Origin of the sequence: Ensifer sp. ENS06 (assembly GCF_014852205.1) — a bacterium.
GTDB classification, from domain to species: domain Bacteria; phylum Pseudomonadota; class Alphaproteobacteria; order Rhizobiales; family Rhizobiaceae; genus Ensifer; species Ensifer adhaerens.
On the sequence record NZ_JACVBC010000001.1, the window covers coordinates 1315468 to 1329763 of the forward strand.

At 62.1% G+C, this 14296-nt stretch carries 17 protein-coding genes; 12 read left to right on the forward strand and 5 right to left on the reverse strand.

What is annotated here, in order from left to right; genetic code table 11:
- Window positions 1-5: 5 nt before the first annotated feature.
- From nrdR to IB279_RS06500, 3 genes are read left to right on the forward strand one after another with little or no spacing between them, the layout of a single operon-like run.
- Entirely contained in the window at window positions 6-479 is a 474-nt protein-coding gene (nrdR, locus tag IB279_RS06490; protein ID WP_034803756.1) for a transcriptional regulator NrdR, read from the forward strand.
- Between the two features lie 18 nt (window positions 480-497).
- Entirely contained in the window at window positions 498-1607 is a 1110-nt protein-coding gene (gene ribD, locus IB279_RS06495; protein WP_113188291.1) for a bifunctional diaminohydroxyphosphoribosylaminopyrimidine deaminase/5-amino-6-(5-phosphoribosylamino)uracil reductase RibD, read from the forward strand.
- Window positions 1607-2227 carry a riboflavin synthase gene (locus tag IB279_RS06500; RefSeq protein WP_060522164.1) on the forward strand — a complete coding sequence of 207 codons (621 nt, stop codon included), beginning with the start codon at window positions 1607-1609 and terminating at the stop codon, window positions 2225-2227. Before ribD ends, IB279_RS06500 begins: the two co-directional genes overlap by 1 nt.
- Window positions 2228-2300: 73 nt before the next feature.
- On the opposite strand, the gene IB279_RS06505 is transcribed toward IB279_RS06500, so the two are convergent.
- From IB279_RS06505 to IB279_RS06520, 4 genes are all read right to left on the reverse strand, one after another.
- A complete protein-coding gene (locus IB279_RS06505; RefSeq protein ID WP_034803749.1) occupies window positions 2301-2651 on the reverse strand; it encodes a hypothetical protein in 351 nt (116 codons plus the stop codon).
- A gap of 282 nt (window positions 2652-2933) precedes the next feature.
- Window positions 2934-3509, reverse strand: coding sequence for a GNAT family N-acetyltransferase (locus IB279_RS06510; protein WP_051659660.1), 576 nt, complete (start codon window positions 3507-3509; stop codon window positions 2934-2936).
- Between the two features lie 24 nt (window positions 3510-3533).
- Window positions 3534-4034 (reverse strand): cupin domain-containing protein, encoded by a 501-nt coding sequence (locus tag IB279_RS06515; RefSeq protein ID WP_034803747.1) that lies wholly within the window; start codon window positions 4032-4034, stop codon window positions 3534-3536.
- Window positions 4035-4225: 191 nt separating this feature from the next.
- Window positions 4226-4918 (reverse strand): HAD family phosphatase, encoded by a 693-nt coding sequence (locus IB279_RS06520; protein ID WP_210338593.1) that lies wholly within the window; start codon window positions 4916-4918, stop codon window positions 4226-4228.
- A 230-nt stretch (window positions 4919-5148) separates the two neighbouring features.
- Here IB279_RS06520 and ribH point away from each other — a divergent pair, with 230 nt between their 5' ends.
- From ribH to IB279_RS06540, 4 genes are all read left to right on the forward strand, one after another.
- Window positions 5149-5610 (forward strand): 6,7-dimethyl-8-ribityllumazine synthase, encoded by a 462-nt coding sequence (gene ribH, locus IB279_RS06525; protein WP_034803742.1) that lies wholly within the window; start codon window positions 5149-5151, stop codon window positions 5608-5610.
- Window positions 5607-6089, forward strand: coding sequence for a transcription antitermination factor NusB (gene nusB / locus IB279_RS06530; RefSeq protein WP_034803740.1), 483 nt, complete (start codon window positions 5607-5609; stop codon window positions 6087-6089). Before ribH ends, nusB begins: the two co-directional genes overlap by 4 nt.
- Before the next feature lie 5 nt (window positions 6090-6094).
- Complete coding sequence (locus IB279_RS06535; RefSeq protein WP_060529814.1) at window positions 6095-7324, forward strand: MFS transporter; 1230 nt, start codon at window positions 6095-6097, stop codon at window positions 7322-7324.
- Between the two features lie 195 nt (window positions 7325-7519).
- Entirely contained in the window at window positions 7520-9655 is a 2136-nt protein-coding gene (locus IB279_RS06540) for a sodium-translocating pyrophosphatase (RefSeq protein ID WP_060522169.1), read from the forward strand.
- A 69-nt stretch (window positions 9656-9724) separates the two neighbouring features.
- On the opposite strand, the gene IB279_RS06545 is transcribed toward IB279_RS06540, so the two are convergent.
- A complete protein-coding gene (locus IB279_RS06545) occupies window positions 9725-10231 on the reverse strand; it encodes an outer membrane protein assembly factor BamE (protein WP_034804258.1) in 507 nt (168 codons plus the stop codon).
- Between the two features lie 138 nt (window positions 10232-10369).
- On the opposite strand from IB279_RS06545, the gene IB279_RS06550 reads away from it, so the two are divergent.
- The 5 genes from IB279_RS06550 (at window position 10370) to IB279_RS06570 (ending at window position 14217) form a co-directional block, all read left to right on the forward strand.
- Window positions 10370-10909, forward strand: a complete 540-nt coding sequence (locus IB279_RS06550; protein WP_034803730.1) for a ubiquinol-cytochrome C chaperone family protein — start codon at window positions 10370-10372, stop codon at window positions 10907-10909.
- An 88-nt stretch (window positions 10910-10997) separates the two neighbouring features.
- A complete protein-coding gene (locus tag IB279_RS06555) occupies window positions 10998-11549 on the forward strand; it encodes a DUF177 domain-containing protein (protein WP_034803727.1) in 552 nt (183 codons plus the stop codon).
- A 202-nt stretch (window positions 11550-11751) separates the two neighbouring features.
- Window positions 11752-12810 (forward strand): phosphate acyltransferase PlsX, encoded by a 1059-nt coding sequence (plsX, locus tag IB279_RS06560; RefSeq protein WP_034804255.1) that lies wholly within the window; start codon window positions 11752-11754, stop codon window positions 12808-12810.
- Window positions 12811-12814: 4 nt separating this feature from the next.
- A complete protein-coding gene (locus IB279_RS06565) occupies window positions 12815-13786 on the forward strand; it encodes a beta-ketoacyl-ACP synthase III (protein WP_034803724.1) in 972 nt (323 codons plus the stop codon).
- Between the two features lie 92 nt (window positions 13787-13878).
- Entirely contained in the window at window positions 13879-14217 is a 339-nt protein-coding gene (locus IB279_RS06570) for an integration host factor subunit alpha (RefSeq protein ID WP_034803721.1), read from the forward strand.
- The last annotated feature ends 79 nt before the right edge of the window (window positions 14218-14296 follow it).

Sequence of the window (14296 nt, forward strand, 5' to 3'; positions counted from 1 at the left end):
CGCCCATGCGCTGCCCCTATTGCGGTTCTGAAGACAGTCAGGTGAAGGATTCCCGTCCGGCAGAGGACGGGAATGCCATTCGCCGCCGCCGGATTTGTCCGGATTGCGGAGGTCGTTTCACGACCTTCGAACGGGTGCAGTTGCGTGAACTGATGATCATCAAGAAAACCGGTCGGAAGGTTCCTTTCGACCGGGACAAGCTTCTGCGGTCCTTCGAGATTGCGCTGCGCAAGCGCCCGGTCGATCGCGACCGCATCGAGCGGGCTGTTTCCGGCATCGTCCGTCGCCTCGAAAGCTCCGGCGAGACCGAGATCCCTTCGGAAGAAATCGGCCTGCAGGTGCTCGAAGCACTGAAGAGCCTCGATGACGTGGCCTTCGTGCGCTACGCTTCGGTCTATCGCGATTTCTCCCATGCGGAGGATTTCGAGAAGGTCATCACCGAGATCAGCGCCAAGATCGCGCGCGATCCCGGCGAGTAGACTACGCTGGATAGAGCCATGACAGCGCCCAACCGTGAAGACGAGAGGTTCATGGCCGCGGCGCTGAGGCTGGCTCGCCACCATCTCGGACAGACATCCACCAATCCCTCCGTCGCCTGCCTGATCGTCAAGGACGGCGTTATCGTCGGCCGGGCCGTAACCGCGCGGAGCGGCCGCCCGCATGCCGAAACCCAGGCACTGACGGAGGCCGGTGCGAAGGCGAGGGGTGCTACGGCCTATGTGACGCTGGAGCCTTGCTCCCATCACGGCAAGACGCCGCCTTGCGCCGATGCGCTTGTCGCCTCCGGCATATCCCGCGTGGTGATTTCGATCCTCGATCCGGACGTGCGGGTTGCCGGGCGTGGCGTCGTGCGCCTGCGCGATGCTGGCATCACCGTCGATATCGGTGTGCTCCCCGAGGAAGGGCATCACGCGCTTGAAGCCTACCTCATGCGCCAGGTCAGCAAGAGACCTTATGTGACTCTCAAGCTTGCGGTTTCGGCCGATGGCATGATCGGCCGCAAGGGCGAGGGGCAAGTGCGCATCACCGGTCCGATTTCGCGCGGGCAGGTACAGATGCTGCGCGCGGAGACCGACGCGATCCTGGTCGGGATCGGCACGGCTGCGGCTGACGATCCGGAACTGACCGTGCGCTTGCCGGGGCTCGAACATCGTTCGCCGCTGCGCATCGTTCTCGACCGCCGGCTTGACCTGCCGCTTTCCTCCAAACTGGTGTTAACGGCGCGGGCGGTCCCGGTGATCGTGGTCTCCAGCGACGGATCCGGCGATGCGGATGCGGACGTTGATGACGGCCGAGCAGCACGCAAGGCGGCCCTGGAGGCCGCCGGTGTCGAGGTGCTCGAAGCCGGCTCGATCGCCGACCTTCTTGCGGCACTCGCTTCCCGCGGTATCTCCTCGCTGATGGTCGAAGGTGGTGCTGTGGCTGCACGCGCCTTTCTCGATGCTGATCTGGTCGACCGTATCCAGCTCTACACCGGACCGGGGACCATTGGCGAAAACGGCATTGCATCCCCATTTGACCGTAAGTCCGTGCCGGCAGGCTTCCGGCGCGTCGCCGAGGCACGGTATGGCGACGATCTGTTCGAGGAATACGAAAGAGAGAACTGATGTTCACAGGCATTGTTACCGATATCGGCACCGTCGATGCCGTCACTCCGCTGAAAGAAGGCATCAAGCTGCGTGTCGCCACGAGCTACGACCCGAAGACCATCGACATGGGTGCCTCGATCGCCCATTCCGGCGTCTGCCTGACGGTGACGGCTTTGCCTGAAGCCGGCAGCAACGAGCGCTGGTTCGAGGTCGAGGCCTGGGAAGAGGCGCTCCGCCTGACGACGATCGCCGGCTGGACCAAGGGAACGCGCATCAATCTCGAGCGCTCGCTGAAGATCGGCGACGAGCTCGGCGGCCACCTGGTTTCCGGCCATGTCGACGACAAGGCGGAAATTCTGTCGGTGGAAGCGGAAGGCGACGCTGTGCGCTTTCGTCTGCGGGCGCCTGAGCATCTGGCGAAATTCGTCGCGCCGAAGGGATCGGTCGCGCTCGACGGCACGTCGCTGACGGTCAACAAGGTCGCCGGCGCCGAGTTCGACGTGCTCCTGATCCGCCATTCGCTGGAGGTCACGACCTGGGGTGAGCGCAAGGCCGGCGATTTCGTCAACTTCGAGGTGGACACCATGGCGCGTTATGCGGCGCGCCTCGCCGAATTCCCGGCACCAAAGCCGGAGTAAGCCGACTTCCTCTTTTGCCGAATGCAAACCGCCCCCAATCGGGGGCGGTTCTGGTTTCGGGAGGTGTTGACACTCAACGCACGTAGAGGGTCAGGCTGCCATCGGCTGCCTGTTCGGCGCCGGCAATGTTGTTCATCTCGACATTCTGCGCCTTGAGCTTGGCTGCAAGCGGCTTGTTGCCTTCGACGGCCGCGTGCAGGGACGAAATCTGTTGCGGCGTCGCTTCGTTGATCCACATGCGCGTCTGGCTCGATTCCTTCAGCGTATCCACGTCGACGACGTTGAAATGATCGCCCTTGAAATCGCGAACGGTGTGGTCGATTTCGGCCGGCCAGTTCATGGCTGCGCTCGCAGCATAGGAGACGCCGCCGAAGGAAAGGGCGGAGAGAGCAGCGATGACGGAAAGCTTGGCTATGCGGTTCATGGTCATGCTCCTTTGTTTGCCGGCAACAAGGCGCAAGCCGACCCGTTACGGGAACGCGGAACCTTGCGGGTTTCCGGGCCGGTGAGGATCGCCCATTGCGGCGGCCAGCAGGGTTCGTTTGCGGGCGTTGTCACCCGCAAGCAAAGGCGCTGGACTGTTTCGACTGATTGGTCGGCGTTTGCTCCCTTCTTGGGGAGGGCGCGTCGTGCCAACGACTAGGAAACTGGGCCGGAATGTGGCCCTTTCCATGGCGCTGGCATCGGGAAAACAATTAAAAATTGTTCATGTTTCGGCGTGCGCGCGAGCCCTTCGGTCGCCTGTCGCGGCTGCTGCCTTCTGGTGGCGCTCGAACATGATCACGTGGTTGCCGTGATAGGTCGTTCGCCAGAATTCCTTGAAGCCGTGCTTCTCCGCGACCCGGATCGAAGCGCGGTTTCCGACGTCGATGATGCAGGTCTTGCGTAGCTTCGGAAACTGGTGGTCGGCCCACTTGAGCGCCGCACTGACGGCTTCCGTCGCCAGCCCCTTGCCGTGCGCTTTCGGTGACAATGCCCATCCGGTTTCCATCGTCCCTTCGAGCGAAGGTGTGATGGCGCGGTGCACGTCGTGGAAGCCGGCCTCGCCGAGAAAACCCCCGGTCTCCCGGTCCTGGATGGCAAAGAAGCCGAAGCCGAAATAGTGCCACATGCCGACCTGGCGCAGGAATCGCGTCCAGGACTGTTCGCGCGTAAACGGCACCCCGCCGACATAGCGGATCACCTCGGCATCGCCGAACAGCGCGGAATAGGCGGGGAAATCGTCACGGCGGTAGGGGCGCAGGATGAGGCGGTCGGTCTCGATAATGGGAACGCTATGCATATTCGATCCTAAGCTGTGATGAAATCAGGCGCCGGGCTCGCCGTCCCAGTAGTCGACATCGCTTTCCGGACGGCCGGTGAAAAGGAAGCGTCTTTGGCCATCGGAACCACGCGTCCTGGCAAGGAATTTGCCGGAGTCCGGATACTCGCAGATTTCCGTGGCCGCCTTGGTCGAGATGGAAAGGTACTTGAGCGGCACCGAGCCGGTGTTGATCAGGTGGTGGGCCGTTTCCGGTCCACCCGCAGGGGCGCCCAGAATGTCGCCGGGGCCGACCGGATACCGCTCGCTGCCGAAGCGATACGTGCCTTCGCCTTCGATGATGATGAAAAGTTCTTCTTCGACGTGATGATTGTGGAACGGGCAGCCGGACTTGCCCGGCGGTACTTCACCGTAGCCGATGCCCAGATCCTTGAGGCCGAGTAGCGCGCCGAAGGCGGCGTCGCGGGATTCGAAAAAGGTGCCTTGCGTCCAGTGGTCGAGTTCTAGGTTTTTGGGATTAACGATCGGCTTTTTCGTATCGGTCACATGTTCCTCCCTCGCGTACCGTTGTCGCGGCAACGCTAATACGTTCTATCCGTGTCGCGCGTTCGTCCCGTCGTCAACCTGCGATCGCTAAAATTAGCGACGATGGTTACAGGAATACATCCTAGTGTTGCAATCCATTGGCGAAAGCATATGGGCGCTATCGCGCGTTGGTTTAACGCCGAGCTGCGCGGTCACGTTCGTCTGCCGATCAGCGCCGTGGCGACCTCGTGAAGACACCTGGCGATCCCAACGCAAAGGGTTTTCATTTCTTCGGTCGGAGGCAGGAGATCGGGCACCATGACCGTCATCATGCCGGCAGACGAAGCCGAACGCACGCCGTTGTGGCTGTCTTCGAGAGCGAGGCAATACTGCGGCGCGATACCGAGCCGACTTGCAGCCGTCAGGAAGGGGGCCGGGTGCGGCTTGCCATGATCGTAGTCGCCATAGGCAACGACCGTCGGGAAGCGGTCGCGCAATCCGTGCCGGTCGAGATTGCGCTGTACGTCGTGATGTTGTGACGAGGTGGCAATCGCAAACGGCAGGCCCATGCCGTCAAGCAGGTCGAGGAGATCGACGACGCCAGGCTTCAGCCGCAGCTCGGTCGTCGCCATTGTCGCAAATTGCGCCGAGGTACGCTCCCAGAACTGAGCGAGGTCGAAGGCATCGCCGAAGCGACCGCGAAGCAACATGCGCGTCGCCTCGGCCGAAAGCCCGATCGTATCGAGATAAAGGGAGACAGGCATGTTGTGACCGAGCGCTGCCGCTGTCTGGATCATCGCGTCGCGGTAGAGCGCTTCGGTGTCGAAGAGCAATCCGTCCATGTCGAAGACGACGCCAAGAGGTTTCATGGGCAGGACGATGTTGGTCGAACCGATTTCGGGCATACGAAAAATCCAGCTTGATATCGACGGCTTCGAACTTGGAGCCAGCAACGCGGCCGCGCAAGACCCACGGCATTGGCATTTTGCAGCGGCAACGGCCGCATGTTGCGGCCCTGTAAACGCGGCAAAAGGCCGTCTGCGGCGGAATTTGCTTGCCATTCGGCGCCGGGCGTGGTTTTACCGCCGCCTCAGCCGGTCGCATCCGGCGCGGAACTCTCAAAGACAGGTGATCCATGGCAGAGACCACGGCAGCCCACATCCTGATTGTGGAAGCGCGTTTCTATGACGATATGGCCGATGCATTGCTCGACGGCGCCAAGCATGCGCTGGACGCAGCCGGGGCCACCTATGATATCGTGACGGTTCCGGGTGCGCTCGAAATCCCGCCGGCGATTGCCATGGCACTCGACGGCGCCGACGAGGGCGGCACCGAATATGATGGTTTCGTGGCCCTTGGCATGGTCATTCGCGGCGAAACCTACCATTTTGACATCGTCGCGAACGAGTCTTCGCGCGCGATCATGGACCTCGCCGTCAGCGAGAGCCTTGCGATCGGCAATGGTATCCTGACGGTGGAGAACGACGACCAGGCCTGGGCGCGCGCCCGCCGGTCGGAAGGCGACAAGGGTGGCTTTGCTGCGCGTGCGGCACTGACCATGATTGAACTTAAGAAGAAATTGGGCACGGAAAAGTGACGAAAACCCCCTCGGATCAACCGCTGAAGCAGGTCAACCAGCGCGGTGCAGCACGCCTCGCTGCGGTGCAGGCGCTCTATCAGATGGACATCGGCGGCACCGGTGTCCTGGAAGTGGTTGCTGAATACGAAGCGCATCGCCTCGGACAGGATGTCGACGGCGACACCTACCTGAAGGCGGACGCCTCCTGGTTCCGGTCGATTGTCGCCGGTGTCGTGCGCGACCAGCGCAAGCTTGATCCGCTGATCGGCTCGGCACTCCAGGACGACTGGGCTCTGTCGCGCCTCGATTCCACCGTGCGTGCCATCTTGCGCGCGGGTACATTCGAGATGCTCGAGCGCAAGGACGTGCCGGTTCCGGTGATCGTCACGGAGTATGTCGAGATCGCCAAGGCTTTCTTCTCGGATGATGAGCCCAAGCTGGTCAATGCCGTTCTCGACCGCATTGCCAAGCAGGTCCGCGGCGAACCGAGGAAGTAAGGTCGATGGTTGCGGCTGCTGCTGAGGACATGGGGAACACCCTTCGCGAAACACGCCGCAACGTTTACCTCCTGACAGCCGCACAGGCCGTTCTTGGCGTCGTCGGGCCCATCTGCTTTTCGGTCGGCGGTGTCGCCGGCTACCAGATGCTGGCGGAGGACAAGTCGCTGGCCACCGCGCCGCTCACTGCCTTTAACGTCGGCATGGCGCTCGGCGTCGTGCTGGTTGCGGTGTTGTCGCGCCTGATCGGCCGCCGCTTCGCCTTCATGAGCGGGACCGCAATAGCGGCCGCCGGGGCAGCACTCGCCGCCGTCGCGCTCTTCCGCGAGAATTTCTGGCTTTTCGCCTTCGCCCTTGCGATGCTCGGCTCGTCGAACGGCTTTACGCAGAAGCTGCGGTTCGCTGCCGCCGACGCCTCGCCGTCGTTCTACAAGCCCAAGGCAATCTCGCTGATCCTTGGCGGCGGAATCGTTTCGGCCGTTCTTGGTCCGCAGATCGTCATTTTTGCTGGCGACCTGTTCGCGCCGGTTTCCTTTGCCGGGGCTTTCGTCGTCCTGATGCCGATTTGCCTGGTTGCAGCCCTGTTTTTCGCGCCGCTGCGGCTGCCCGAGCCGGGCGCAATGGTGAGTGCCCACCACGATCAGTCTGTCCGTCCCCTCGGCGAGATTGTCCGCAGCCAACGCTTCGCCACCGGCATGATCTGCGGCATTTCCAGCTACGCGCTGATGACCTTCATGATGACCGGGGCGCCGGTCGCCATGGTGATCGGCTGCGGCTTCTCGACCGAACTCGCCACGCTCGGCATCCAGTGGCACGTGCTGGCGATGTTCGCGCCGAGCTTTGTCACCGGCATGCTCATCAGCCGCTTTGGCGCCGAGCGCATTGTCGGCTGTGGCCTCCTTCTGCTGATGGCCTGCGCCGCGGTTGCGCATATGGGTATCGAGCTCTGGAACTTCTGGGGCGCGCTCGTATTGCTCGGCCTTGGCTGGAATTTCGGCTTCATCGGCTCGACGGCGATTGTTGCCAGCAGCTATCGCCCGCAGGAGGCCGACAAGGTTCAGGCCTTCCACGACATCATCCTGTTCACCACGGTGGCGCTGTCGTCGTTTGCCTCGGGCAAGGTGCTCACCGCCTATGGCTGGGACATGCTGAACGCGGTCGTGTGGCCGGTAACGATCGTCTGCCTTATCCTCCTGCTGCTCCTGAAGCGGGCGCCGCGCAAGGCCGCCGCCTAACGCTCCATTCCCCTGAAATCTAAAGCGAACGAGGCGCCGCCAGTGGCGTTTCTCGGGGCTTGACGATCTCCTGTTGCAACCGCACTCTGGCCGCGCCGTGAGGGGTGCTGCTTGAGGAGGTGGTGCGTGATTCGCGGTTTTGAGGGGCCTGCGGCCGGGAGTGAGTCCGCGGGTTGTAACGGAGGGTAATGCGAAATGACCATTTTATTGGGCGTTATCGCATGCGGGTTGCTCGCGGTGGCTTATGCCATCTGGGCAACACAGTCGGTGCTTGCCGCCGACCAGGGGAACGCCCGCATGCAAGAAATCGCAGGCTACATTCGTGAAGGGGCGCAGGCCTATCTCACGCGTCAATACAAGACCATTGCCATTGTCGGCGTCGTCGTATTCATCGCCGCTTGGGTTCTTCTTTCTCCCGCCGCCGCTTTCGGCTTTCTGATCGGTGCGATCCTTTCGGGTGCCGCGGGTTTCATCGGCATGCATGTTTCGGTCCGGGCAAACGTCCGCACTGCCCAGGCGGCGTCCGTGAGCCTCGCCTCCGGCCTCGATATCGCATTCAAATCCGGCGCGATCACCGGCCTTCTTGTGGCCGGCCTCGCGCTCCTTGGCGTCTCGGTCTACTACGTCGTCCTCACGGCCGGCCTGGGTCATGAGCCCGCCTCGCGCGAAGTCATCGACGCACTGGTGTCGCTCGGCTTCGGCGCATCGCTGATTTCGATCTTCGCCCGTCTCGGCGGTGGCATCTTTACCAAGGGTGCCGACGTCGGCGGCGACCTCGTCGGCAAGGTCGAAGCCGGCATTCCCGAGGATGATCCGCGCAACCCGGCAACCATCGCCGACAACGTCGGCGACAATGTCGGCGACTGCGCCGGCATGGCAGCCGACCTGTTCGAGACCTATGCGGTCTCGGTCGTGGCGACCATGGTTCTGGCGGCGATCTTCTTTGCCGGCACGCCTGTGCTTGCGACCGTCATGGTCTATCCGCTTGCCATCTGCGCGGCTTGCATCATCACCTCGATCGTCGGCACCTTCTTCGTGAAGCTCGGGTCCAACAACTCGATCATGGGTGCGCTCTACAGGGGCCTGATCGTGACCGGTGTCCTGTCGATCCTCGGTCTCGGCGCCGCCACGTCCTTCACCATCGGCTGGGGCACGATCGGCACCGTCGCCGGCAAGGAGATCACCGGCTGGAATCTGTTCCTCTGCGGTATTCTCGGCCTGATCGTAACGGCCCTGATCGTGGTGATCACGGAATACTATACCGGCACCAACAAGCGGCCGGTCAACTCGATCGCCCAGGCGTCGGTGACCGGTCACGGCACCAACGTGATCCAGGGTCTGGCCGTCTCGCTGGAATCGACGGCTTTGCCGGCGATCGTCATCGTCGGCGGCATCATCGCCACCTACCAGCTTGCCGGCCTCTTCGGCACTGGCATCGCCGTCACCGCCATGCTTGGCCTTGCCGGCATGATCGTGGCGCTCGACGCCTTCGGTCCGGTCACCGACAATGCCGGCGGCATCGCGGAAATGTCGCATCTGCCGCCGGAAGTGCGTAAATCCACCGACGCGCTCGACGCCGTCGGCAACACCACCAAGGCCGTCACCAAGGGCTACGCGATCGGCTCGGCCGGTCTCGGTGCGCTGGTGCTCTTCGCCGCCTACTCGAACGACCTCAGCTACTTTGCCGCCAACGGCGACAAGTATCCGTACTTCGCCGATGTCGGGCAGATCTCCTTCGATCTCTCCAACCCTTACGTGGTCGCGGGTTTGATCTTCGGCGGCCTCATTCCCTACCTCTTCGGCGGTATCGCGATGACTGCGGTCGGCCGTGCGGCCGGGTCGATCGTCGAGGAGGTTCGCCGCCAGTTCCGCGAAAAGCCCGGCATCATGCAGGGGACCGAACGGCCGGACTATGGCCGCGCCGTCGACCTTCTGACAAAAGCGGCGATCCGCGAAATGGTCATTCCTTCGCTGCTCCCGGTGTTGGCGCCGATTGTCGTCTATTTCGGCGTGCTGCTGCTCTCGGGCTCGAAGGCTTCGGCTTTCGCGGCTCTCGGTGCCTCTCTGCTCGGTGTCATCGTCAACGGCCTCTTCGTGGCGATCTCGATGACCTCGGGCGGCGGTGCCTGGGACAACGCCAAGAAGAGCTTCGAGGACGGGTTTGTCGACAAGAATGGCGAACGCCATCTGAAGGGCTCCGACGCCCACAAGGCGTCGGTAACCGGCGACACCGTCGGCGACCCCTATAAGGACACGGCCGGGCCGGCTGTGAACCCGGCGATCAAGATCACCAACATCGTGGCGCTCTTGCTTCTGGCCGTCCTCGCCTGATCGCATCGATGCGCAAACAAAAGGCCCGCGGAACATCGTTCCGCGGGCCTTTGTTTGGAATGGGGAGGCTTAGTTGCCGAAGTCCTTGAACAGGCTGCGCGCCGCGGCCTGACCGGCGCCGGGGCCCGTCAGCAGCTGGCCGAGGAAGCTCGTTTCCTTGCCACCTGTCGGCGTCGTGCGTGTCAGCATGTCGAAGACCTTGCCGTCCTTCAGCGTATAGTGAGCCAGCTGGCTGACGGTGCCTTCCTTGTCGAAATAGACGGCCAGGATCGATTGGTCGATCAGCTTGGGCTTCATGAAGGCGACAGGGCGCTTGCGCGTCTGCGAGATGTAGTAGAACACTTCGTTGTCGAAGGTCGCGGTCGTCGACGGCGTGCCGAGCGAGAGCAGCACCTGCTCGCGGCTGGAACCGACCGGAACGAGGTTTAGCGTTTCCTGATCAACCACATAGCCCTGATGGAGAACTTCACCGACATTGGCGGACTGGCAGGCGGAAAGGGTAAAACCGGCGATGGTGGCTACGACCGCCACGCGGCCGAGGGTCTTAAAGTTTTTTCTCAAATACCGCTTCGTCAACGACAGCTCCCCTTGGAGAAACGATGGCAGATCCGCCATTGCAATTCGTGCCTGCTTCGGTAAACCAGCTTCGGCTGTCATGCAACAACGTCATGGGCGCTTGCGCGCATTTCGAGAAAGCCAAGCCCGAGCTTTGTGATGATTTTTGGACTGTTTAAAAGAAAAAGTGGCAACACCGCGATTGTCGAGCGGCAATATGCATTGCTGACGGCGGCGGCACGCCAGCCCTACCTTTACACCGACCTCGATGTTCCGGACACGGTCATGGGCCGGTTCGAGATGCTGTCGGCGACGCTGATCCTCTATTTCCGCCGCACACGTGCTTCGGCAAGGCCTGGCCAGGAAATCGCCCAGGAGATCATCGATGCCTTCTTCGAGGATGTGGATCACTCGATCCGCGAGCTCGGCGTCGGCGATGCCGGCGTGCCGAAGAAGATGAAGAAGTTGGCCGGCATGTATTACGGTCGACTCGAATCCTATGCGGCGGCGCTGGAAGCAAGGGACGTCGAGGCCCTGGCGGCAGCGCTCAGGCGCAACTTCCATCCTGATGGCGGCGACGCGGCGCCTTCGATGGTTGCGCTTGCTGGCTATCTGCTGGCGGTTGAGGCCCAGCTCGTCGATGTCGCGGAAGACGCCGTCGAAATCGGCCAGTTGCACATTCCGCCGGCTGGGGCGTAATAGAAAACAAGAGCGTCGCCACCGGCAGCCGGTTGGCGGCTGCGTTCGCGATGGGTGCCAGGTAGCCCGCGCGAGGAAGGATCCAATCATGAAAGACGAAAGTCAGGCGGCCTTTTCTTATCCGGTGAAAGTCGGGCACATTTCGGCGAACGCGGTCAGCGTGCATCTCTCCGCCAACGAGCGCGAGCGCAAGGCGCTTGCCGCGCTTTGGAACATCAACGAGGTTCTGTCGCTCGAAGCCGACCTGCAGATCGCGCGCTGGAAGAAGGATGGCGTGAAGATCAAGGGCGACGTCAGGGCCCGCGTCGTGCAGAGCTGTGTCGTCACTCTTGAGCCGGTCGAAGCCGATATCGACGAACCGGTCGAAGCGATCTTCGTGCCCGAGGGCTCGCGGCTTGCCCGCCAGGCGAGCAATGACGGTGGCGAGATGATTCTCGACCCTGACGGCCCCGATATTCCCGATACCTTTATCGGCGACACCATCGACGCCGGCGTCGTCGTCAGCGAGCAGGTTGCACTCGCGATCGAGCCTTATCCCCGTAAGCCCGGCGTGACGTTCGGCGAGCGCATCGAGAGCACATCTGCCGATGACAAGAAGCCGAACCCCTTTGCGGTCCTGAAGGACTGGAAAAAGGACTGAGGTCGCGAAAGCGTCATCTACAATTCGGTTGTCACGCAAAGGAAAAGCAGTATTTTGGCCCCAAACCGGCCAGAAGAGCCGCTAAAGCGATCTGCCGCGTGCTTGGCTCAAGCGTCAGAAGCAATATGTTTCGTCAATGCGTTTCCGTTGAGTACGCCGCGGCGGCACGTGTTGTGTGGCAGAAATGAAGGATAAGACACGCGTGGTCAGAATTTCACTTGACGTGATGGGGGGCGACTATGGTCCTGAAGTCGTCATCCCCGGCGCCGCAAGGGCGCTTGAACGTCATCCGGACATCAAGTTCGTTTTGTTCGGCATCGAAGCGCAGTGCGCGGGCCTCCTTGAAAAACATCCGAAGCTGAAGGCCAACAGCACCTTTTACGACTGCGAGATTGCAGTCGCCATGGACGAGAAGCCGAGCCAGGCGCTTCGCCGAGGCCGCGGCAAGTCGAGCATGTGGAAAGCGATCGACGCGATCAATGCCGGCGAGGCAGATGTCGTTGTTTCCGCCGGCAATACCGGCGCGCTGATGGCCATGTCGGTCTTCTGTCTGCGCACCATGCAGGGAATTCAACGGCCGGCGATTGCCGCCATCTGGCCGACGCTGAAAGGCGAGAGCATCGTGCTTGATGTCGGCGCGACGATCGGCGCGGACGCGCAGCAATTGATGGATTTCGCGCTGATGGGCGGCGCCATGGCACGGGCGCTGTTCGAGATCGAGCGGCCGATGGTCGGGCTGCTGAATGTCGGCGTCGAGGAAATCAAGGGACAGGAAGAGGTCAAGGAAGCCGGCCGCCTGATCCGTGAAGCCAACATCGACGGCTTCGACTATTACGGCTTCGTCGAGGGCGACGACATCGGTCGCGGGACCGTCGACGTCGTCGTCACGGAAGGTTTTTCCGGCAACATCGCGCTGAAGGCCGCAGAAGGCACCGCGCGCCAGATCGCCGAATATCTGCGCGCGGCGATGTCGCGCACGCTTCTTGCCAAGATCGGCTACATCCTGGCCAAGGGCGCATTCGACCGCCTGCGGGAGAAGATGGACCCGAGGAAGGTCAATGGCGGCGTGTTCCTCGGCCTCAATGGCGTCGTGATCAAGAGCCATGGTGGTGCAGATGCTGAGGGTTTTGCAGCCGCGATCGACGTCGGCTACGACATGGTGAAGAATGGCCTGAAGTCGAAGATCGAGCTCGATCTGGCGAAGTACCATGGCGGCGAACCGCCCAAGGCCCTTTCCGCCGGCATGAATGATGAGGTTTGAATAGATGATCCGTTCCGTCGTTCGCGGTTTCGGCGCAGCTTTGCCGAAGCGCGTGGTCACCAATCAGGAGCTGGAATCCAAGGTCGATACGTCCGATGAGTGGATCGTGCAGCGCACCGGCATCCGGCAGCGCTACATCGCCGGCGAGGGCGAAACCACAGCTTCGCTCGGCGAAGGTGCCGCGCGTGCTGCGCTCGCCAATGCGGGGCTTACCCCTGATGATATCGACCTGATCATCCTGGCGACCTCCACTCCCGACAACACGTTTCCGGCAACGGCTGTCAACATCCAGGACCGCCTCGGCATGCGCCATGGCGCGGCCTTCGACATGCAGGCGGTCTGCTCGGGCTTCGTCTACGCGGTTACCACGGCGGATGCCTATATCCGCGGTGGGCTTGCTAAGCGCGTGCTGGTGATCGGCTCGGAGACCTTCTCGCGTATCCTCGACTGGAACGACCGCACGACCTGCGTGCTCTTCGGTGACGGCGCCGGCGCCATCATCCTGGAAGCCCAGGAAGGCGAGGGCACCATTGCCGACCGGGGCGTGCTGACGGCGAAGCTTCGCTCCGACGGCGCACATCGCGACAAGCTCTATGTGGATGGCGGCCCTTCGACCACTGGGACGGTCGGCCATCTGAAGATGGAAGGCCGCGAAGTCTTCAAGCACGCGGTCGGCATGATCACCGATGTGATCGAGGCTGCCTTCGAGGCGACCGGGACGACGGCCGAAGATCTGGATTGGCTGGTGCCGCACCAGGCCAACCGGCGCATCATCGACGGCTCCGCCAAGAAGCTCGGCATCCCTCTCGATAAGGTTGTGGTCACGGTCGATCTCCATGGCAACACCTCCGCAGCCTCCATTCCGCTGGCGTTGAATGCGGCGGCGGGCGACGGCCGGATCAAGAAGGGCGACCTCGTCCTGCTCGAGGCCATGGGCGGCGGCTTCACCTGGGGCTCCGTGCTTCTCCGCTGGTAAAGAAATTGCTTAAGCAACAGACGCTTGACCGCAAAAGGCAAGGGCAATAGTCTTCGGACGCTGATCGGCGTACCAGACGTTGGTGGGGGAAGATGAGCGGAAAAACAGTAACACGGGCGGACTTGGCTGAGTCGGTTTTTCGCAAGGTGGGTCTGTCGAGGACAGAGTCTGCCGAATTGGTGGAAACCGTCATTGACGAAATATGCAACGCAATCGTGCGTGGCGAGAGTGTGAAGCTGTCCTCTTTCGCGACCTTCCAGGTCCGCGACAAGAACGAACGCATCGGGCGAAACCCGAAAACCGGCGAGGAAGTGCCGATTTCGCCCCGGCGCGTGATGACCTTCAAGGCGTCGAATGTCTTGAAGCAGCGCGTCCTGAAGGCGCATCTGGGCCGCAGGGCCAAGCAGAAACCGGTATCTCCCGTTTCGTGAACGCCTGACGACAGCCACAAATGTGGTTGAAAACCCATCCATAAGCCGTTGAAATGGAGCCGATTCGTGCCATCATTGG

Coding starts and splice junctions, on each gene's coding strand:
- nrdR (WP_034803756.1), top strand. CDS start 6: ATGCGCTGCCCCTATTGCGGTTCTGAAGACAGTCAGGTGAAGGATTCC.
- ribD (WP_113188291.1), top strand. CDS start 498: ATGACAGCGCCCAACCGTGAAGACGAGAGGTTCATGGCCGCGGCGCTG.
- IB279_RS06500 (WP_060522164.1), top strand. CDS start 1,607: ATGTTCACAGGCATTGTTACCGATATCGGCACCGTCGATGCCGTCACT.
- IB279_RS06505 (WP_034803749.1), bottom strand. CDS start 2,651: ATGAACCGCATAGCCAAGCTTTCCGTCATCGCTGCTCTCTCCGCCCTT.
- IB279_RS06510 (WP_051659660.1), bottom strand. CDS start 3,509: ATGCATAGCGTTCCCATTATCGAGACCGACCGCCTCATCCTGCGCCCC.
- IB279_RS06520 (WP_210338593.1), bottom strand. CDS start 4,918: ATGCCCGAAATCGGTTCGACCAACATCGTCCTGCCCATGAAACCTCTT.
- ribH (WP_034803742.1), top strand. CDS start 5,149: ATGGCAGAGACCACGGCAGCCCACATCCTGATTGTGGAAGCGCGTTTC.
- IB279_RS06535 (WP_060529814.1), top strand. CDS start 6,095: ATGGTTGCGGCTGCTGCTGAGGACATGGGGAACACCCTTCGCGAAACA.
- IB279_RS06540 (WP_060522169.1), top strand. CDS start 7,520: ATGACCATTTTATTGGGCGTTATCGCATGCGGGTTGCTCGCGGTGGCT.
- IB279_RS06550 (WP_034803730.1), top strand. CDS start 10,370: ATGATTTTTGGACTGTTTAAAAGAAAAAGTGGCAACACCGCGATTGTC.
- IB279_RS06555 (WP_034803727.1), top strand. CDS start 10,998: ATGAAAGACGAAAGTCAGGCGGCCTTTTCTTATCCGGTGAAAGTCGGG.
- IB279_RS06565 (WP_034803724.1), top strand. CDS start 12,815: ATGATCCGTTCCGTCGTTCGCGGTTTCGGCGCAGCTTTGCCGAAGCGC.
- IB279_RS06570 (WP_034803721.1), top strand. CDS start 13,879: ATGAGCGGAAAAACAGTAACACGGGCGGACTTGGCTGAGTCGGTTTTT.